Source organism: Vitreoscilla stercoraria DSM 513, assembly GCF_000382305.1.
GTDB classification, from domain to species: domain Bacteria; phylum Pseudomonadota; class Gammaproteobacteria; order Burkholderiales; family Neisseriaceae; genus Vitreoscilla; species Vitreoscilla stercoraria.
Genome location: NZ_KB908026.1, coordinates 52,062 through 72,757, shown reverse-complemented (window position 1 = coordinate 72,757; position 20,696 = coordinate 52,062). Strand labels below are relative to the sequence as shown.

Annotated in this window: 19 protein-coding genes; 10 read left to right on the top strand and 9 right to left on the bottom strand. The window is 43.6% G+C overall.

Annotated features, from left to right (window positions below; genetic code table 11):
* Positions 1 to 10: 10 nt before the first annotated feature.
* Positions 11 to 1,276, bottom strand: a complete 1,266-nt coding sequence (locus H150_RS0108205) for a PilT/PilU family type 4a pilus ATPase (protein WP_019958573.1) — start codon at positions 1,274 to 1,276, stop codon at positions 11 to 13.
* A 14-nt stretch (positions 1,277 to 1,290) separates the two neighbouring features.
* Positions 1,291 to 2,334 (bottom strand): type IV pilus twitching motility protein PilT, encoded by a 1,044-nt coding sequence (locus H150_RS0108200; RefSeq protein WP_019958572.1) that lies wholly within the window; start codon positions 2,332 to 2,334, stop codon positions 1,291 to 1,293.
* A 151-nt stretch (positions 2,335 to 2,485) separates the two neighbouring features.
* Here H150_RS0108200 and H150_RS0108195 point away from each other — a divergent pair, with 151 nt between their 5' ends.
* The 6 genes from H150_RS0108195 to H150_RS0108170 all read left to right on the top strand — a co-directional run bounded on the left by H150_RS0108195 (position 2,486) and on the right by H150_RS0108170 (position 6,963).
* A complete protein-coding gene (locus H150_RS0108195; protein WP_040755811.1) occupies positions 2,486 to 3,184 on the top strand; it encodes a YggS family pyridoxal phosphate-dependent enzyme in 699 nt (232 codons plus the stop codon).
* Between the two features lie 71 nt (positions 3,185 to 3,255).
* Positions 3,256 to 4,053 (top strand): pyrroline-5-carboxylate reductase, encoded by a 798-nt coding sequence (gene proC, locus H150_RS0108190; RefSeq protein WP_019958570.1) that lies wholly within the window; start codon positions 3,256 to 3,258, stop codon positions 4,051 to 4,053.
* An 11-nt stretch (positions 4,054 to 4,064) separates the two neighbouring features.
* Positions 4,065 to 4,631 (top strand): YggT family protein, encoded by a 567-nt coding sequence (locus H150_RS0108185; protein ID WP_019958569.1) that lies wholly within the window; start codon positions 4,065 to 4,067, stop codon positions 4,629 to 4,631.
* A 213-nt stretch (positions 4,632 to 4,844) separates the two neighbouring features.
* Entirely contained in the window at positions 4,845 to 5,261 is a 417-nt protein-coding gene (dksA, locus tag H150_RS0108180; RefSeq protein ID WP_019958568.1) for an RNA polymerase-binding protein DksA, read from the top strand.
* Between the two features lie 132 nt (positions 5,262 to 5,393).
* Positions 5,394 to 6,116 (top strand): LytR/AlgR family response regulator transcription factor, encoded by a 723-nt coding sequence (locus tag H150_RS0108175; RefSeq protein ID WP_019958567.1) that lies wholly within the window; start codon positions 5,394 to 5,396, stop codon positions 6,114 to 6,116.
* 31 nt (positions 6,117 to 6,147) lie between these two features.
* Complete coding sequence (locus H150_RS0108170) at positions 6,148 to 6,963, top strand: aldo/keto reductase (protein ID WP_040755810.1); 816 nt, start codon at positions 6,148 to 6,150, stop codon at positions 6,961 to 6,963.
* Between the two features lie 137 nt (positions 6,964 to 7,100).
* Here the strand turns inward: H150_RS0108170 and H150_RS14060 are convergent, their stop codons facing one another.
* Both H150_RS14060 and H150_RS0108160 read right to left on the bottom strand, forming a co-directional pair.
* Complete coding sequence (locus H150_RS14060) at positions 7,101 to 7,589, bottom strand: glutathione S-transferase family protein (RefSeq protein ID WP_019958565.1); 489 nt, start codon at positions 7,587 to 7,589, stop codon at positions 7,101 to 7,103.
* A gap of 34 nt (positions 7,590 to 7,623) precedes the next feature.
* Positions 7,624 to 7,992 (bottom strand): hypothetical protein, encoded by a 369-nt coding sequence (locus H150_RS0108160; protein WP_019958564.1) that lies wholly within the window; start codon positions 7,990 to 7,992, stop codon positions 7,624 to 7,626.
* A 271-nt stretch (positions 7,993 to 8,263) separates the two neighbouring features.
* On the opposite strand from H150_RS0108160, the gene metH reads away from it, so the two are divergent.
* Complete coding sequence (metH, locus tag H150_RS0108155) at positions 8,264 to 11,971, top strand: methionine synthase (protein ID WP_019958563.1); 3,708 nt, start codon at positions 8,264 to 8,266, stop codon at positions 11,969 to 11,971.
* Positions 11,972 to 12,036: 65 nt separating this feature from the next.
* On the opposite strand, the gene H150_RS0108150 is transcribed toward metH, so the two are convergent.
* The 4 genes from H150_RS0108150 to H150_RS14995 all read right to left on the bottom strand — a co-directional run bounded on the left by H150_RS0108150 (position 12,037) and on the right by H150_RS14995 (position 17,505).
* Positions 12,037 to 12,756, bottom strand: a complete 720-nt coding sequence (locus H150_RS0108150; RefSeq protein ID WP_019958562.1) for a DUF4760 domain-containing protein — start codon at positions 12,754 to 12,756, stop codon at positions 12,037 to 12,039.
* 490 nt (positions 12,757 to 13,246) lie between these two features.
* Positions 13,247 to 15,142 (bottom strand): arginine decarboxylase, encoded by a 1,896-nt coding sequence (gene speA / locus H150_RS0108145; protein WP_019958561.1) that lies wholly within the window; start codon positions 15,140 to 15,142, stop codon positions 13,247 to 13,249.
* A 248-nt stretch (positions 15,143 to 15,390) separates the two neighbouring features.
* The gene (locus tag H150_RS0108140) at positions 15,391 to 16,101 is read right to left on the bottom strand and encodes a glutathione S-transferase N-terminal domain-containing protein (protein WP_019958560.1); all 711 of its coding nucleotides are present in this window, start codon (positions 16,099 to 16,101) and stop codon (positions 15,391 to 15,393) included.
* 141 nt (positions 16,102 to 16,242) lie between these two features.
* The gene (locus H150_RS14995) at positions 16,243 to 17,505 is read right to left on the bottom strand and encodes an NYN domain-containing protein (protein ID WP_019958559.1); all 1,263 of its coding nucleotides are present in this window, start codon (positions 17,503 to 17,505) and stop codon (positions 16,243 to 16,245) included.
* Between the two features lie 382 nt (positions 17,506 to 17,887).
* On the opposite strand from H150_RS14995, the gene pyrB reads away from it, so the two are divergent.
* From pyrB to H150_RS0108120, 3 genes are read left to right on the top strand one after another with little or no spacing between them, the layout of a single operon-like run.
* Positions 17,888 to 18,814, top strand: coding sequence for an aspartate carbamoyltransferase (gene pyrB / locus H150_RS0108130; RefSeq protein WP_019958557.1), 927 nt, complete (start codon positions 17,888 to 17,890; stop codon positions 18,812 to 18,814).
* The gene (pyrI, locus tag H150_RS0108125; protein ID WP_019958556.1) at positions 18,811 to 19,269 is read left to right on the top strand and encodes an aspartate carbamoyltransferase regulatory subunit; all 459 of its coding nucleotides are present in this window, start codon (positions 18,811 to 18,813) and stop codon (positions 19,267 to 19,269) included. Before pyrB ends, pyrI begins: the two co-directional genes overlap by 4 nt.
* 60 nt (positions 19,270 to 19,329) lie before the next feature.
* Positions 19,330 to 20,010 (top strand): YjjG family noncanonical pyrimidine nucleotidase, encoded by a 681-nt coding sequence (locus tag H150_RS0108120; protein ID WP_040755808.1) that lies wholly within the window; start codon positions 19,330 to 19,332, stop codon positions 20,008 to 20,010.
* Positions 20,011 to 20,062: 52 nt separating this feature from the next.
* Here the strand turns inward: H150_RS0108120 and H150_RS0108115 are convergent, their stop codons facing one another.
* Positions 20,063 to 20,695 carry a nitroreductase family protein gene (locus H150_RS0108115; protein ID WP_019958554.1) on the bottom strand — a complete coding sequence of 211 codons (633 nt, stop codon included), beginning with the start codon at positions 20,693 to 20,695 and terminating at the stop codon, positions 20,063 to 20,065.
* Position 20,696 lies beyond the last annotated feature (1 nt).

The window sequence follows — 20,696 nt, the reverse complement described above, 5'->3', positions numbered from 1 at the left end:
TTTTAAATGTTTACATCAAATTCAAATTGTTCACACGATCAAATACGGTTTTCTTGCTTTGACCCTCTTCCCAAAGTTTGATGCTCAAGCGCAAATCATTGATAGAGTCGGCATTGCGTAAAGCCTCTTCATAATCAATCGTACCATCGATGTACAAACGCAATAAATGTTGGTCGAAAGTTTGCATGCCTTCGTCTTGCGCGCGGTTCATGATTTCTTTGATACCGCCAATATCGCCTTTGAAAACCAAATCTTGTACAGCAGGATTGTTCAGCAAAATATCCATGGCAACTGCGCGGCCTGTACCGTCTTTTTTAACCACCAAACGTTGTGAAATAATCGCTTTTAAGTTCAAAGCCAAGTCCATATACACTTGAGCGTGACGCGCTTCTTCATAAAAGTTAATCACACGCTCAACAGCTTGGTTGGCATTGGTGGCATGCAAAGTACATAAACACAAGTGACCCGTTTGTGCCAATTCCAAAGCTCGGCTCATACTTTCTTCGTCACGAACCTCACCAATCACGACAACATCAGGTGCTTCACGCATGGCACTTTTCAATGCAGCATGCCAACTCAAAGTATCCATTCCCACTTCACGTTGGGTGACGATGCTTTTTTGATGGCGGTGTACATACTCGACAGGGTCTTCAATCGTGACAATGTGACCTGCTTGCAATTTATTGCGATGGTCTAACATGGCTGCCATGGTGGTGGATTTACCAGAACCTGTGGCACCGACCACAATAATCAAACCACGGCGCTCTAACACCAAATCACGCAAAATATCAGGTAATTTCAATTCATCTAAAGTGGCAATTTCGGTGTTGATTTTACGCATCACCATACCCATGCGGCCTTGCTCGTGATAAGCATTCACACGGAAACGCACATCGGCATTGGCTTTGATGGCGTAGTTGATTTCCAACTCTTCGTGAAATTGTTTGATTTGCTTAGGTGTCATCGTAGACAACACGGTTTCACGTGTGTTTTCAGCGGTAAAAGGCTTGGAAGACAATGGTGTAATTTTGCCGTTGATTTTCACCGCAGGTGGGAATTCTGGCGCAATGAAAATATCCGAAGCATTTTTTTCGGCAGCGTAAATCATGATTTTTTGTAAATTCAAATACGCTTGCTGCAAGGTTTGTGATGAATGTATGGGTTGTGTGGTTGTGGTTGTTTGGCTGTTAGCTGGTGACTGTACTTCAAGCTCAGATGTTTTTTGGCTGGCCACATCATTGAGCATGGATAACAGTTCATTAGTATCATTAGACATGATGAAGCTCCAAATTAGCTATTAATTAAATCAGGATTGGAAGCCTTGCCGCGTGCCACATCCAAAGAAATTTGACCACGGCGTACCAAGTTTTGTAAGCATTGATCCAAAGTTTGCATGCCAAACTGTTGACCTGTTTGCATCACAGAGCCAATTTGCGCAATTTTGTTTTCACGAATCAAGTTACGTACCGCAGGCGTACTGATCATAATCTCATGTGCTGCAACGCGGCCTGAACCATCTTTGGTCTTGAGCAAGGTTTGTGAAATTACCGCACGCAAGCTTTCAGACAACATCGAACGTACCATCTCTTTTTCACCTGCTGGAAACACGTCTACAATACGGTCGACGGTTTTGGCTGCGCCTGTAGTATGCAAGGTACCAAACACTAAGTGACCCGTTTCCGCAGCAGTCAAAGCCAAACCAATCGTTTCAGGATCACGCATCTCACCGACCAAAATCACGTCTGGGTCTTCACGCAAGGCAGACTTCAAGGCATTGGCAAAACTGTGGGTGTGTTGGTGCAATTCACGTTGGTTGACCAAAGATTTTTTCGGTTGGTGTACAAACTCGATTGGGTCTTCAATCGTCAAGATATGCGCAGGATGGTTTTCGTTGATATAGTTAATCATCGCTGCCAAAGTGGTAGACTTACCAGAACCCGTCGGACCTGTCACCAAGACCAAACCACGCGGCGTATCGGAAATTTTTTCAAAAATCTTAGGCGCATTCAATTGTTCTAGCGTTAAAACCGTACTGGGAATGGTACGAAAAACGGCAGCAGGACCACGATTACCCATGAATGCATTCACACGAAAACGGGCAATATTGGGCAACTCAAACGAAAAGTCCGTTTCCAAGTTTTGTTGGAAAATTTTACGCTGATTGTCATTCATCACATCGGTAATCATGTCAAAAACCTCTTCTTGCGAAGCGGCTGGCAAATTGATGCGGCGCACGTCACCGTTCACACGAATCATTGGTGGCAAACCGGTACTGATGTGTAAGTCTGAAGCCTTATTTTTGACACTAAATGCCAATAAATCGGTAATTTGCATGGTCATCCCTTAATGTATGTATTCAATGAGTGGTTATTATGATGGCGGATTGTAGCCTGACACTGCCTTGCGAGCTTTGATTTATGATATGGTTTCATGTTGTTTCGGCTGCGAAAAATATGCCGATTGTTCAAAATTCGGAGCGGTGGTCATGAACCAAAACAGTTTAATACAAAACTATCAATCGGTTATCAATAAAGTCAAACAATTGTCACAACAGCATCGCCAAAGTGACAGTGCGGTCAACTTGATTGCCGTTAGCAAGACGTTTCCAAGTGCGGATATTCGCACGCTTTATGAGCAAGGACAACGACATTTTGGCGAAAATTATATTCAAGAATGGACGCAAAAAACCATTGAATTGGCGGATTTGGACATTGAATGGCACATCATTGGGCAAATCCAATCCAATAAAAGCCGTATCGTGGCCGAAAAAGCTGCTTGGGTACATACGGTAGACCGTGAAAAAATTGCCAAACGTTTGAGTGAGCAGCGTCCTGTAAACTTGCCGCCATTGAATGTTTGTATTGAGGTAAATACTTCAGGCAGCGATGCCAAGCATGGCGTGAATCCAAGCGATGTATTGGCATTGGCACAAACCATTGTCACTTTGCCGCAATTGCGTTTGCGCGGCTTGATGTGTGTGCCCAGCCACATGGATGATGTTGTAAAATTAGAGCAGGAACTTGCGTTGATGCAAACCTTGTTGCAGCAATTGCAAGCGGCAGGTTTGGCTGTGGATGTGTTGTCTATGGGTATGAGTGCGGATATGGAAGCGGCGATTGCTGCTGGTTCGACCCATGTGCGCATAGGCTCGGCTATTTTTGGCCATCGTCATTATCCTGCTTAAATCTACCAGCCAGTTTTGAATTTCCAATTATGATGATGAACAGACGCATACAAGCGTCCTGAAAGACACACATGCAAAAATTGTATTTTTTAGGCGGTGGCAATATGTGCCAAGCCATTGTTTCGGGTTTAATCAAAACACCGCGTTTTGATATTACGGTGATTGAAAGCCATGCTGACAAGCGTCAATATTTACAGGACGCTTATGGCGTGGCAGTGGCAGAAAGTTTGCCTTCGTTACATGCTGAAGATGTGTTGCTATTGGCAGTGAAGCCACAAGACATGGCGCAAGCTTTATCCGATGCTCGCAGCAATGGCGCGTTGATTTTGTCGATTGCAGCGGGTTTAGATACGCAAACTTTGGCAGCGATGGCGGGTAATGAGCGTGTGATTCGCATTATGCCTAATACGCCTGCGCAAGTGGGCTTGGGCGTGGCTGGGCTGTATGCACCTGCACACATTGCTCAAAGTGATAAAGACATTGCCACACAAATCATGCAAAGCGTGGGAGCGGTGCATTGGTTGGACGTTGAAACGCAAATGCATGCCATTACAGGTGTGTCAGGTAGTGGTCCTGCTTATGTATTTTATTTGTTAGAAGCTTTGGCACAAGCGGCACAGCAACAAGGTTTTGATGTTGAAACAGCCCGTGAATTGAGTTTGGCCACCTTCAAAGGTGCGGTGACTTTGGCAGAACAATCGGGTTTGCCATTTGCACAATTGCAGCAAAATGTGACTTCTAAAGGTGGCACCACATTTGCAGCCATTAGCGCATTGGAAGCAGCACAAGTGGCACAAGGCATAGAACAAGGTGTGGCGGCTTGCGTGGCACGTTCTGAAGAGATGCAACAGCAATTGTCACAAGCATAAAGGTTACGGCGATGATGGTTGAAATCATGCATATGTTGGCGTTGATTTTTGGGATTTTGTGTTTTAGCCGTATGTTGTTGCAATACGGTCGTTTGCACATTGATCATCCATTGGCGCAATTTACGATGCGTACCACGCAATGGATGGTAAAACCCTTGCGCCGTATATTGCCGCCTTTAGGTTGGTTTGACATGGCCTCGGTGGCTTCGGCATTGATATTCATTTATGTGATGCATTTGGTGGTGGCGTTGTGGTTGTTTCGTGATGTGACTGTTTTGGGCAATGTGGTGTTTTTGGCAGGTAGTGTTTTGTCTACGGTTTTAACGGCCTTAAAAGCAGCGACTTATTCTTTGCTCATGGGTTTGTTGATTCAAACCATCTTAAGTTGGCAGCAACAACCCACTCATTTATTGACAGTCATGCAACGCATTTACCGTCCGTTGACCAAGCCTTTTGCATGGATGCGTTATCGCCAATTTGATTTTTCAGCTGCGATTTTGGTTTTGTTTTTATGGTGGTGGTTGTCAGCAGTATTACCATATTTGCAACAAAGCTTGAACGCTTGGTATTTGCAATGATTCTCTGCTGTAACCTGAATCCAAGCACGCAAAGAAACCTATTAGAATGTCAGAAGTCTTAGTTTTTCAGCTTAAGCTTTGCTATGTAATTGATGGGTATTGAAATCGGTAGCGGTAAATGTGTTAATATGCCGCGCGTTTTTTAATAAAAATCAAACCGATTTAACCGACGTTATCAAAATCAATGGTAACGCTAAGTGGAGGGGCTTTACTATGGCTAAATTAACCGAGAAAGACATCATCAGCTGGGCTGGTCCAGAAGAAGATTACATGAATGAAGACCACTTGGCTTTCTTCAAAGAATTGTTAAATTCATTGCAAGAAGAGTTGTTAAGCAATGCCAATGCGACAACCAATCATTTGCAAGAACAAGTGGTGACACCAGATCCTGCTGACCGTGCGACTTTGGAAGAAGAATATGCATTGGAATTGCGTACACGTGACCGTGAGCGTAAATTGTTGACCAAGATTCAATCGGCTTTGCGTCAAATTGAAGATGGTTCTTATGGCTATTGTAAAGATACTGATGAACCGATTGGTCTAAAACGCTTATTGGCGCGTCCAACTGCCAACTTGTCAGTAGAGGCGCAAGAGCGTCGTGAGCAAGTTAAAAAGCAATTTGCTGATTAATATTAGGTTTGTGAGATGTAAAAAGCCACAGCCGAGGGAAGGTTGTGGCTTTTTTGATGTAGATGAACCAAACAAACCCACCATACATTTAAAATAATTCGGGGGAGTTTGGTTAATTTAGGAGGAAATACAATGCTCAGTGCCATCATTGTGGAAGATGAAGTATTGGCTGCAGAACGTTTGCGTGTGTTGCTGAAAGATTGCCAAGTTATTTTATTACAGCATTTTGAGCACCCACAAGCTGCTTTAGATTGGCTTACTCAACACCAAGTGGATGTTGCCTTTGTCGATATAGGTTTGCCTGAAATGGATGGATTAACGCTGGTGGAGCGCATCAACCGTTCCTCAGGCAATCCTCCAAAAATTGTTTTTACGACGGCATATGAAGAACATGCTTTGAAAGCGTATGATTTGGCGGCGGTAGATTATTTATTGAAGCCCATTAAAATCAGTCGCTTACAGGCCGCTTTGCAACGCATTTCGCATGATAAGCCTAGTGATGAATTTGATTGTTTTAAAGTCATGAGCCGTGAGCGTATGATTGAAATTCCATGGCAAAAGAGCCGTTATTTGATTGCAGAAGAAAAAAGTGTCATCTTGGTGACTGCCGATGGTTCGACTTATGATTTGCCCAAAACTTTGATTTATTGGGAGGAGTTGCTCGGTGATAAGGTGGTTCGCATTCACAGAAACGCCATTGTAATGAAACATGGTTTGGATTCTTTGGTGCGCTTGCCTGGTAAGCATACGGATGATGCTGCTAACTGGGGTGCCAAAATTATAGATTTGGAAGAAATCTTGCCTGTGAGCCGTCGCCAATTGGCCACGCTGCGCAAACAGATGCGAGAGCATTAATAACGTCTTTGGCTATTTGGGAAGGGTTGCAATGACAGTAACAATGCATATGCCTCGTATTGGCTTGGGTACGTGGTGTTTATTGGGTGAGCAAGCTACGGATGTGGTCACACAAGCGATTGAGCTGGGTTATCGTCATATTGATACTGCACCGCGCTATGACAATGAAGCTGCGGTTGGAGCGGGTATCATTCAAAGTGGCGTTAAACGCTCAGAGCTGTTTTTAACCACCAAAATTTGGCACGATCAATTAAGTCCTGTTGCAATGGAACGTTCCGCTGCGACCAGTCTTGAAAATTTACAAATGGATTATGTGGATTTGTTGCTGATTCATTGGCCAAGCACAGATTCTAATTGGAATATGGCAGCCAGTTTAGAAGCCTTGGTCAAAATCCAACAACAAGGTTGGGCAAAACACATTGGTGTGGCCAATTTTACCGTACCGTTGTTGCAACAAGCTTGGGGCATAGTCGGAGAACAACTGGCTGTCAATCAAGTGGAATACCATATCAGTTTGCAGCAAAAAGCGGTTTTGGGTTTTACGCAATCACACAATATGATGCTGACTGCGTATTGCCCATTGGCGCGCGGGGATTTGTCACAATTTCCTGTGTTGCAAACGATTGCAGACAAATATGGTGTGACGGCTCATCAAGTGGCGTTGGCGTGGTTGTTGCAACAAGACCAGGTGGCAGTCATTCCCAAAGCCAGCTCATGTGAGCATTTGCATAATAATTTACAGGCCGCTCAATTGCAATTGGATGCACACGATGTGGCTTTGATTAATGCATTGCCAAAAAACATTCGCACCATCCATCCAGATTTCTCCCCTGCTTGGGATGTCTGAACCCATAATAAATCGGTGCTTGAATGGATTAAGCCATAGCAATGTGCTTGGGATGGGCTGCGATGCGTGACAACCAAGCTCGTAGCGCAGGATACATGCTTAAATCAAAACCACCTTCATCGGCCACATGGGTGTGCCTACAAACTGATGTCGGCAATGCTCATCGTCTCACCGACCAAATACGCTTGTTGGCTTAAGGTATTTTCCATCATTGCCAAAGCTTTGTGGCCGCCGATTTGTTTGGATTCGTATTCGTGGCGTCGCGCTTCAGGCAGCCCTAAATATTTGGCAATAAATCGCGCCACAGCAATGTAGGGCTCATGGCTGTATTGCTCAAAAAATTGCCATGCCAACACTTGAGCATGTTGCAAGCGGTCGGTTGGTAAATAAGTGGTTTGATATGCCAAATAATTCAAAATGGCATTGGATTCATGCAAATATTTACCGCTGGGCAATTGTAAAACGGGAATTTTGCCATGAGGATTTTTGCTTAAAAAAGCATCGGTTTGTGTGTCACCCGCCAAAATATCGATGTTCACCCATTGATGAGCGATGTCTAAATGTTGCATTAACAATTGGATTTTATAGCAATTACCTGATTGGGTATCGCCAAAAACGGTATACATAGATGTTCCTTAAAGTGTTGTTTCACGTGAAACGTCAGAATTTTTCAATTTTACAACCACGTTGTTTTTTTGCAGTATCAGCCAAAGCCGCCCATACAGCCGTCTGTTCAGCTGTTTTGGTATCTGCCAAATGTGCTTGCCACAAAGGCATGAATTCGTCTGCTTGGTTGTCACGCACGACAAAACTGCCCATGCAAAAGCAATATACTTTGGTATCCACATTCACCGATGTTTGCTCTTTTAAACATTGGTCTATGTATTCTTGTTCAAAAGTTTCGCTAAAACCATTTTGAGCCACTTCTGATAGACGCGGTTTGGCGGGTGTGTTGTTGGTGTCTGTGGGTGTACAAGCGCTCAAAATGACAGCGGCGCAAACCCATGAAAGTCGATGTAAATGATTCATGCCAATTCCTTAAAATGATGCTTATTTTAGCTTTTTGACCATGTTTTGTGTGTCTTTTGAGTATTTGAATGAACTTGTATGGAATATGAAGCGTCCTGTAAGCCTTGTATAGCGCATTCTAAATGATTAAAAGCAGCATTATCTGCCATTTTGTTGGTTTTGATTTGGATATCAGCGTTTACAGGACGCTTTAATAAGGTAAGATTTGCTATAATCTGCCTCTTTGCTATGGGCAAATCCTCTGTTTTTTAATGATTTTGGAACCACGTTTATGACCAGCAACCGTACCGAATTGTTGTACACACTCTTGAAACAACGCATTTTGCTCCTTGATGGCGGCATGGGCACGATGATTCAACGCCACAATTTGAGCGAAGCCGATTTTCGCGGTGAGCGTTTCAAAGATTGGCCGCAAGACATCAAAGGCAACAACGACATTTTGGTGTTGACCCAACCGCAAGTGATTGCGGGTATTGAGCGTGAGTATTTTGCAGCGGGTGCAGACATTGTTGAAACCAATACGTTTAACGCAACCAGCATCGCTCAAGCCGATTATGGCATGGAAGGTTTGGTGTATGACATCAACTTTGCAGCGGCACAAATTGCGCGTGGTTTGGCGGACGAATTTACCCAATTGACGCCAAACAAACCGCGTTTTGTGGCAGGCGTTTTGGGACCCACCAACCGCACAGCATCGATTTCACCTGATGTGAATGATCCGGGCTTTCGCAATGTGAAATTTGATGAGTTGGTCGAAGCGTATTTGGAAGCGATTGATGGCTTGGTCAATGGCGGTGTGGATTTGTTGATGGTTGAAACCATTTTCGATACCTTGAACGCCAAAGCCGCGGTTTACGCGATTGAAAAATATTTTGATGACAATGGTTTGCGTTTGCCTGTGATGGTTTCAGGTACGATTACTGACCAATCAGGCCGCACTTTAACAGGTCAAACTACTGAAGCATTCTATAACAGTTTGCGCCACGCCAAACCGATTTCGTTTGGTTTGAACTGTGCGTTGGGCCCTGATTTGTTGCGCCCATACGTGGAAGAAATGAGCCGTATTTCAGAAACCTTCGTGTCGGTGCATGCCAATGCAGGTTTGCCAAACGCATTTGGCGGCTATGATTTGACGCCTGAAATGATGGCGGTGAACATCAAAGAGTGGGCTGAATCTGGCTTGATTAATATTGTCGGCGGTTGCTGTGGCACCACGCCAGAGCACATTCGCGCGATGTGTGAAGCGGTCGAAGGTGTTGCGCCGCGCGCTTTGCCAGAACTCAAACCTGCGCTGCGTTTGTCGGGTTTGGAGCCGTTCAATGTTGACGATACAAGCTTGTTTGTGAACGTTGGTGAGCGTACCAACGTGACTGGCTCGAAAGCATTTGCCCGTTTGATTTTGAACGGCCTGTATGACGAAGCTTTGGATGTAGCGAAAACTCAAGTGGAAAACGGTGCCCAAATCATCGACATCAACATGGATGAAGGCATGTTGGATGCTGAAATGGCGATGGTACGCTTCTTGAATTTGGTCGCAGCTGAACCTGATATTTCGCGCGTACCGATCATGATTGACAGCTCACGTTGGAACGTCATCGAAAAAGGCTTGAAATGCGTGCAAGGCAAAGCGATTGTCAACTCTATTTCCTTGAAAGAAGGCGAAGCGGAATTCATTGCCCATGCCAAAGAAATCAAGCGTTATGGTGCGGCAACGGTGGTGATGGCGTTTGATGAAACAGGACAAGCCGATACTTACCAAAAGAAAATTGATATTTGCAAACGCAGTTATGACATTTTGGTTGATGTTGTGGGTTTTGACCCAAGCGATATCATTTTTGACCCGAACATTTTTGCAGTGGCAACAGGCATTGAAGAACATGCACGCTACGGTTTAGATTTTATTGAAGCGGTGGGTTGGATTCAGAAAAACTTGCCACATGCCAAAACTTCAGGCGGCGTATCGAACGTGTCATTCTCGTTCCGTGGTAACAACAAAGTGCGCGAAGCGATTCATGCGGTGTTTTTGTACCACGCGATTAAAAATGGTTTGACGATGGGCATTGTCAATGCAGGCGCGCTGGAAGTGTACGAAGAAGTCGAGCCTGAATTGCGTGAACGCATTGAAGACGTGGTATTGATGCGTGAGGCCCAAGATGGCGGTGATGTGACCGAGCGTTTGATTGAGTTGGCAGAACGCTTCAAAGGCGAAGCCGTTGGTGGTGCGAAACAAGAAGACTTGGCTTGGCGTGAAAAAGGCGTGCAAGAGCGCATCACCCATGCTTTGGTCAAAGGCATTTCGACTTATATTGAGCAAGATACCGAAGAAGCGCGCCAAGCGGCGAAACGTCCGATTGAAGTGATTGAAGGCCCGTTGATGGTCGGCATGAACGTGGTGGGTGACTTGTTTGGTGCAGGCAAAATGTTCTTGCCGCAAGTGGTGAAATCGGCACGCGTGATGAAGCAAGCGGTGGCATATTTGCAGCCTTACATCGAAGAAGAAAAACGCTTACTTGGCTTAGAAGACCAACCAGCGAACGGTACGATTGTGTTCGCTACTGTTAAAGGCGACGTGCACGACATTGGTAAGAATATTTGTGCGGTGGTGCTGCGTTGTAACAATTACAACGTGATTGATTTGGGCGTGATGGTGCCGAGTCAAACCATTTTGGACACGGCACGTGAACACAAAGCCGATATTGTCGCTTGTTCGGGTTTGATTACGCCAAGCTTGGAAGAGATGAGCCACATTGCCAAAGAAATGCAGCGACAAGGTTTTGATGTGCCGTTGCTTGTTGGTGGTGCCACCACCTCTAAAGCGCATACTGCGGTGAAAATCGAGCCGCATTACCAAAACAACATTGCCATGCATTCGTTGGATGCATCGCGCTTGGTGGGCGTGGTGTCGCAATTGTTACAGGACGACCAAACAGCAGTGGAAGCGTTCAAGCAAGGCGTGCGCGATGAGTATGTGCAAGTGCGTGAGAAGTACAATAATAAGCAAGCAAAATTGGTGTCGATTGAACAAGCGCGCGCGAACAAAACGCCGATTGATTGGGCAGCTTATGAGCCTGTGAAGCCAAGTTTCTTGGGTCGCAAAGTGTTTGATAATATTGATTTGGCTGAACTGGTAGAGCGTTTTGACTGGACGGTATTCTTCCAAAGCTGGGAATTGGCAGGTCGCTTCCCTGCGATTTTGACCGATGAAGTGGTGGGCGAAGCGGCAACCGATTTGTATAACAATGCGCAAGACATGTTAAAACAAATCATCGCTGAAAAATGGTTAACCGCTCGTGCGGTGATTGGTTTTTACCCTGCCAACAGTTTGGACAATGATGACATCGTTTTTGGTCAAGCTAATGGCGAAGGCGAAGCGATGCGTTGGCACACTTTGCGCCAACAATTGCCAAAAACCCGTGGCGCGTACAATTCGTGCTTGGCAGACTACATTGCACCAAACGACAGCGGCAAAACCGATTACATCGGCGCGTTTGCAGTGACCGCAGGCATAGGCATTGACGAACATGTGGCGCGTTTTGAAGCAGCGGGCGATGATTATTCAGCCATTTTGCTCAAAGCTTTGGCGGACCGCTTCGCCGAAGCTTTGGCCGAGCGCATGCATGAGTTGGTGCGCAAAGAGTATTGGGGTTATGCGGCGGCGGAAAGCTTGAGCAACGAAGACTTGATTGCCGAGAAATACCAAGGCATTCGTCCAGCTCCAGGCTATCCTGCCTGTCCTGATCACACCACCAAAGCCGATTTGTGGGCATTGTTGCAGCCCGAAGACGTCGGCATCACTTTGACCGAATCTTATGCGATGTGGCCAACGGCTGCGGTGAGCGGTTTTTACATCGCCCATCCTGAAGCGCGTTATTTTGGTACGGGCAAATTGGCACAAGACCAAATCGAAGACTACGCCAAACGTCGTGGCGTGAGCTTGGAACAAGCCGAACGTGATTTGGCACCTGTGCTGGGTTATTAAACGTTTGGTTTGAATCAGTGGTTTTAAATAAGAAGCGGCCTGTAAATATTTACAGGCCGCTTTTTTTAACAGTGCCATCGATTATATAGATGTGTTAAGTGCTCGAAAGTATGAGTATTTTTTTGTTGATATTTTTTTATTATATCTTCAAATAATAAAAAGTTATTTTTTAATATTGAGGATAAAGTATTTTTCATTAGTGCCTCATCAAGGTCTCCAAATCTAATTCCCACAGCAATAAATTCAAGAAAATTTAGCATATAGTGAATTGATTTTTGGTCCTCTGTTGGCAATGCTTCAAAATAACTAATATCCATTTTATTTTTAAAAGAAGGATTTAATGTTGAATATTTGTTAGAAATATGACTAACTCTATTACTATTTTGAATATATTCTGTAGAAAGTCGTGATGAGATTAATGCTTGAATAGAATGATTTCTTCTAGCTGTTATACCATTATATCTTGAATTGTATAGCCAACCTATTACACCAGCAAGAATACCTAATAAAACTAGAATAGGACTAGAATCTGTATTTGAATTAGAGGAAGAGGGTGTAAACCCTAAAAAACTTTCCTGTTTAAAAAGACTTAAAAGATTCCAAATTGCTATTTGGATAAAAGCAGTAATGAGGAAAGAGATAATTAAATTGAACTGTATTTCAATTCTATTTTTTAAAAAAAACGAGTCCCTTTTAAAATAAAACCATATTAGGATAGTAAAATATGGAATAAATAATGCAAATGTTTTTAAAACATTTAATACTAATAGATTAAGCGGAGACATTTATTTGTATCCTCTAATTATTTAGAGTAATTATAGTAAAAATAAAAAAAGCATTTAAGATAAACTCAAATGCTTTTATATATAATACTTTACAATTTTAACGTAATTTAATCCCAAATCCATACCCATCCATTTTAAAAATTAAAACCATTGTAATACTCCTTAAATAATTACTGTTGCGGATAATATTAAATTTTAAAATTAGTAATCTGAGCATTTAGTATATGTTATTTTATACAAAGCTAAATATAAAAACTATATATACATTAGTCAATATTTAAAATAAATTTTTATTGATTAATTTAGCTTAAATTACAATCAAAGATTTGAATAGTCAATTATTATATATTTTTTTTAATTATTTTTCAATGATATATAGAGTATTTTTTTAAAAAATAGTTCAATTAATTCAATAAAAATATTAGTATTGAAGCGTCCTGTAAACTTTACAAGACGCTTCAATATCAACAATGACTTATCTAAATCAATCTCAAACACTCAAATAAGACGATTGTTTCAAGCCATGACAGAAGACGGCGAAATAGGCTTTTTTGTCGTTGGCGCTCAAATCGGCAATGCGGATTTTTTCTTCGTAGCGGTTCAAGATTTCTTTCGATGACAAATGCACATACGCCAACATGTCTTCGATGGTGTCGTGCTCTTCGATGCCGTCCAAACGCACCGAGCCATCATCGTTCACATACACATTGATGGAATCGGTATCGCCAAACAAATTGTGCATGTCGCCCAAAATCTCTTGGTAAGCGCCCACCAAAAACACGCCCAACAAATAAGGCTCATCGTTCAAATCATGCACAGGCATGTTGCTTTCAATCGATTGCTGGTCGATGTATTGGCTCACCTTGCCATCCGAATCACAAGTCAAATCTTGCAACACCGCGCGGCGCGTTGGCTGCTCATCCAAGCGATGCAAAGGCATGATAGGCAACACTTGATTAATCGCCCAAGTGTCGGGCAGGCTTTGGAATACCGAGAAATTGCAGAAATATTTGTCGGCCAATTTGTCATTCAAAAGGTCAAAAACTTGGCGTTGTGAACGCTGGTTGGCAAGCAATAATAATTGTTTGTGCAAGCGTTGGCACAACACCGAATACAATTGCTCGCCCAAGGCTTTTTCGGCCAAACCAATTTTGCCTTCGGCATACAAAGTTGTCAGTTCATTGAAATAAACCGTGATGCGATGGTAGGTTTCGGTCACCATGTCTGCGTCATTGACTTTGGTATAGTCAAGCAATTTGCGCACAGGAAAAGACAAAGAATCCATGTCTTCGATGTGATCCCATTTCGATGGCAAACGCTCAACATCGGTCACATTCATCACCAAAACGGCATGGTGTGCCGTCATCGCGCGACCCGATTCTGAGAAAATATTCGGTTCTTGCAAACCATTTTCTTGGCAAAATTCTTGCAAATTGTTCACAATTACATGCGCATATTCGCTCATGGAATAATTGATCGAACTGTCGTTGCGCGAACGGGTGCCATCGTAATCAACGCCCAAACCGCCGCCCACATCAATCGTATCAATCGGCAAACCCAAAGCGCGCAATTCGGCAAAATAGCGCAAAGCCTCACGAAAGCCCAAACGGTAATCGGCAATATTGGCGATTTGTGAGCCCATGTGAAAATGCATCAAGCGCACATATTCTGCCAAACCTGCGGCCTGTAATTTCTTTTGTGCCGACATCAATTGCGCTGCCGACAAACCAAATTTGCCTTTGTCGCCGCCTGTATCCGCCCATTTACTTGACGCCAAAGACGACAAACGCACACGCAAACCCAAATTGGCACACACGCCTAAGTGTTTTGATTCTTCAATAATCAAATCCACTTCGGATTCTTTTTCAATCACGATGTAAACATTGTGACCGAGTTTTTGACCAATCAATGCCATGCGGATGAAATCGCGGTCTTTATAGCCGTTGCAAACAATCGTGCCGCCTTTGGGTGCGAATGCCAAGACTATCATCAATTCAGGTTTTGAGCCTGCTTCCAAGCCAATCGATGCGCCTTGTTCGTGCGTGGCGATGATGTTTTTAACCACAGATTCTTGCTGATTGACTTTAATGGGGTAAATCGCAGTGTATTGACCTTGGTACTCGTATTTGTCGATGGCTTTGTCAAAAGCAGCGCACAAACGCTTAACACGATCTTGTAAGATGTCAGGAAAGCGAAACAGCATCGGCAAATCTTGACCACGTTGATTTACACGCTCAACCAATTCATACACATCAACACTGTGTTCGCTGTCGCCGCGAGGCGTGACCGACACATGACCTTTGGCATTGATGCCAAAATAACCATCACCCCAGTGGTTGATACCGTAGACGCTGGCGGCATCTTCAATTTCCCAACTCCAAGACATGCTATTTTCCTTTAGCTTACGCGTTACTTAGCCGCGCATGGTAACGCAAAAATAACCCCCTGTCCGACTTGTGTGGCATGTGAATGTTCAATTTTGATTTATTCAGCTGAAGTTGTTGCTTAATCTTTTGATTTAATAGAATTAAATTTGACAACTTAATGAGGTTTTTTTGAGAATAAATTGCGGTATTTTGATGATTTTTTGTGACAATCAAGCGTCCTGTAAAGGCTTACAGGACGCTTCAAATATTATGCTTCAGGGACCTCTGGAATGAGCAAACCTCGTTGCACCGCAGGTCTGGCTAAAAAGGCTTCTAAAACACGATGGATGTTGGTGAATGAGTCATAATCCACCAAATGTCCCGCTTCATAATACACATTGAATGAGCGTATCCACGGGAAAACAGCGATGTCCGCAATGGTATATTCATCGCCCATCATCCACTGTTTGCCTTCTAAATGTTGGTTTAACACGCCAAAAACCCGTTTGCTTTCGTTTAAATAGCGTTGTAAGGGACGTTTGTCTTCGATGTCTTTGCCAGCGTATTTGTAGAAAAATCCCACTTGTCCCAACATCGGACCCATGCCCGCACCTTGGAAAAACAACCATTGCAAACATTGGTATTGGCGCACGCTGTCTTGGGGCAAAAGCTTGCCTGTTTTTTGTGCCAAATAATACAAAATAGCATTCGATTCAAACAAAGGCTGCACGTTGCCATCCAAACCGTTTGGGTCAATGATGGCGGGCATTTTTTCATTGGGATTTAAGGTAATGTATTCCGGTGAGTGATGGTCGTTGCCATTGGGATGAATCAAATGCGCTTCATACGGCAAACCAATTTCTTCCAACATAATCGACACTTTCACACCATTGGGCGTGGGCGCAGAATACAGTTGTAGACGTTCAGGATGTTGTGGTGGCCATTTTTGAGTGGTGGGAAAATCAAATAGTGATGACATAGGCTGCTTTCAATCAAACAGTTGATTTGTATGAAACTCTAATGTAATGCAAATTGGCAATGGTGCAAATGCATTGTGTGATAAAGGTTTGCAAAAAGCGTCCTGTAAAGGGTTTACAGGACGCTTTAAACCTTCAAAACATTACACAGAATCGGTTTTGGGCTTCAACATTCTTTGACCATACAAAGTCATAAAAGCATAGTTTTCACGATCCAATTTTAAAATCAAATCCAAAGCATCGTTATAACCCAAGATTGGTGCATTGAATAAAGCGATTTGTGACAAGCGTTCTGCCAATAACAGACTGCTAACCCAGCCATCTTCATCCGCCAAAGAAGGAATAATGCTGTCTAAATACAATTGCACTTGTTTGGCGGTAATTGAAACGCTGAAAAAGTCATTTTGCTGCTGAATGTAATTCATTTGGTTCAGTAAAGTTTTCAGATCGGCATGACCGTATTGTTGCCAATCGTATTCTTGTAAAGCTTGTTCTATTTGTTCAATCGTTGCCCAGCCTTGTTCATTTTGTAATGGGCAAATGGTTTGACGCAGTTTTTTCTTCAACTCAATATCGCTGTTTAAACGCTCTTGGTTCCATGGTTCTTGCTGTGGAGGTGTTGGATTGATGATGGTGGTTGTATTTGTATTTGTATTTGTATTTGCGGTTGTTGCTGTCGCAGAAGTAACGGACTTGGGTTTGTTTTTATTGGCTCGTAGTCTGACCGTAGCAATGCTGTTTTCAACCCGCAATTCAAATTGCCCACCGCAAGCACGAATCCAATTACTGAGATTTTTGCAGCCATAATCTGCAACATTAAAGTCTTTGATTTGGGCTCTTAAGAATTTGCCAACATGTCCCACATTGGCCCAACCTTCGGCATCTTCGTATTCGGCAATCGCGGCTTTTAACAGCGCGCGTGATGAAGCATCGATTTTTTTATTGGCGACTTTGGGTGCTTGTACTTGGTTGTTGACGATGTCTTCGAGGTAAATGAACTGGTGGCAAGCATTGACGAAAGGTTCAGGCGATTTCTTTTGTCCGAAGCCAAAGACATTGATGCCTTCTTGTTGGATGCGAATCACCAACGGCGTGAAATCGCTGTCGCTGGAAATCAAACACACTGCATCAAATTTATGGCTGTGTAACAAATCCATCGCATCAATAACCATGGCAATATCAGAAGCATTTTTGCCTTTGGTATATGAAAACTGTTGTTTAGGTTCAATGGCATGTGGCAATAAAATTGGTTTCCATTGCGCCAATTGATTGCTCGTCCAATCTCCATAAATCCGTTTGACACTCGCCGTACCCAATTTATTGATTTCTTTGAATAAGGGCTCGATAATTTGTGCAGAAACATTTTCTGCATCAATCAAAACCGCTAATTTTTGTTGAGTGGACATGTTTTCCCTTTTGTAAATATATGAATTTAAGATATTGCGAGCTTAAGAAAAATGCATGGGTTGTTGGTTGATTTTTATTGGAATTTCAACAAGCCAAATGAATCATTCAGTATGGATTTTAATGTAAAAATAGGGAAGCAACCATTGTCAGCTTTTGGGATTGTGTGGATGGGGTATGGATTCATTTCAGTTTAAAAGACCGATATCGTTGGGCATGGTGTTGGTTGACTTGCTTTTGTACGACGGCAATCAGATGTTGAAAGCATGTGTTTCACAGTGCCTCTGATAGAATTTGAGCCTTTTAAGCCAAGCCGATTGAGCGTATCATTACCGCCGTTTGCGCAGCGATTGGGTCGCTGTCACATTGCCTTAGAGGAACGCCATGTCTAACCCGCTCTATCGCCAACACGTCATTTCGGTGGCTGATTTGTCTACCGATACCTTGACGCAATTGGTCAAAACCGCTTTGCATCTGAAGCAACATCCACAACCGCATTTATTAGATGACAAGTTGGTCGCAACTTGTTTTTTTGAGCCTTCTACTCGCACACGCTTGTCGTTTGAAACTGCGGCACATCGTTTGGGTGCGGATGTGATTGGTTTTGCTGATGGCGCCAATACGAGCGCCAAAAAAGGCGAGACTCTGGCAGACACAGCGCGCATTATTGCAGGTTATGCCGATGCGATTGTGGTGCGGCACAATCAAGATGGTGCTGCTCGTGTGATGAGTGAATTTTCTTCTGTGCCAGTGATCAATGCAGGCGATGGCACCAACCAACATCCTTCGCAAACTTTACTCGATTTGATGACGATTTTTGAAACCCAAGGTCGTTTGGAAGGTTTGAACATTGTGTTGGTCGGTGATTTGAAATACGGCCGCACTGTGCATTCTTTGGCACAAGCTCTGAGCAATTGGAACAATACGTTTTATTTCGTTGCGCCGCCACAATTGGCAATGCCCGATTACATTACCGAAGAGTTGGACGAAAAAGGCTGCGCTTACCATGTGATTGAAAGCTTTGAAGAAGCTTTGAATTTGGCCGACATCGTTTACATGACGCGGGTGCAACGTGAGCGTTTTGATGAGCAAGAATTTTTGAAAATCCAAGGTTTGTATGTGTTGAAAGCGGCCATGCTGGCGCATGTGAGAGCCAATATGCGCATCATGCACCCGTTGCCACGCGTGGACGAAATTCATCCTGATGTGGACGAAACCGTTCATGCGTATTATTTTGAACAAGCGAAAAATGGCGTGTTTGCGCGCCAAGCTTTGTTGTCTGCGGTTTTGAATGAGGAGTTGCCAGCATGACCATCCACCAACGCAATGTTGAAGCCATTTGTGATGGCACTGTCATCGATCATATTCCCGCTGGACAAGGCTTGGTGATTTTGAGCCAATTTGGTTTGAATGATTTGGGAGAGCGTGTGACGGTGGGTTTTAATTTGACCAGCCAAGACATGGGTCACAAAGACATCATCAAAGTGGAAAACGTGCATTTCAATGCCGAACAAGCCAACCGTTTGGCATTTTTTGCACCGAACGCTACCGTGAACGTGATTCGCAATTATGAAGTGGCAGAAAAATTGAGCTTGCATTTGCCAAGCGAAGTACAAGGCTTGTTCCGTTGCCCGAACGCCAATTGTGCTTCACACAAAGAACCTGTTTTGAGCCGTTTCAAAGTCAAAAGCAAAGACGGCGATGTGAAACTTCGTTGTCATTATTGCGAAAAGACGTATGCGCGCAAATTGGTGACCGAAGCGTGATAATAAGCGTCCTGTAAATTACAGGACGCTTTTTTTGATGCAGTAAAAAGGATGCAAAACATGGCTTACCAAGCGGTCTTTTTTGATATAGACGATACCTTGCTCAATTTTGGGCAAAGCGGCAAACGTGCTTTGCAGCAAACTTTTGCCGATTATGAATTGTTATGGGATGAGCAAGCGCAAACGGTGTTCACCGAATTGAACGATGGTTTGTGGGCCAAGCAAAAACAAGGCTTAATGAAAGTACATGAAGTCATTAACAGCCGTTTTGGTCTGTTTTTTGAGGCGATGAATTGGCAAGATTTGGATGCGACAGCGGTGACGCTCAGTCATCAAAATAATTTGTCTCAACAAAGTGTATTGGAACATGGTGCTTTGGAGTTGGTGCAGCAAGTGAGTGCGACACGCCCGATTTATGCCGCGTCTAACAGCATGTTGGCTTTGCAAACCAAGCGTTTGAATCAAGCGCAATTGTTGCCATATTTTACCGATTTGTATATTTCCAGTGACATCGGTTATGAAAAACCCGATGCGCGTTTTTTTGAAACTTGTTTGCAGCGCAGCGGTTTGGCGGCGGATGAGGTTTTGTTTGTTGGTGACAGTGTTGAAGCGGACATGGTTGGCGCTTTGAACAGTGGCATGGACATGTGTTGGTATAACCCTAAGCAAAACCATTTGCATGTGGATATAGAGCCGACTTATCAAATTTCGGCTTTGTCACAGTTATTGCAATATTTGTAAACATGAAAAAAGCGTCCTGTAACATTTACAGGACGCTTCATCATGGCAAAAATCAATCTAAATGGGTGATGAAATCTGCACTGTTGCGGCGGTATTTGGGCAGTTTTAATAACCAATCCACCTCTTCATCACGATAACCTAGCGGCAATAGCAAAGCGGCGTGCAAATCCAACTCAGCCAAGCCCAAAATCGCATCAACTTTGTCTGCTTCAAAACCCTCCATCGGCGTGCAATCAATGCGGCGTTCGGCAGCGGCATTCATCGCACACATCGCTGCTAAAAACGCTTGTTTGTCGGCATGATGGCGGTGTTCGCTTAAATCTTGTTTGGCTACTTGGGCAATCAAACGGGTGCGGTATGCATCGGTCAAACTGTCGGGCACGTTGCGAACACGGTTTTGCAGTTCAAAGACTTCGTTGATGCGCGCTTCGGTATACGTATTCCAAGCGGCAAACACTAATAAAGGCGAACAGTTTTTCACTTGTTGGTTGCCATAAACGCATTGTGACAATTGAGCGAGTAATTCAGGATTGCGAATCACAAACACGTGATACGGTTGTAAACCTGAAGAAGAAGGCGCAAGGCGTGCGGCTTCAACAATGTAATCAACATCTTCTTGTGGGACAGCGTTGCCGTTTAAATGCTTGGCGGCATAGCGCCACCGTAAATCGTCCAGTAAACTCATG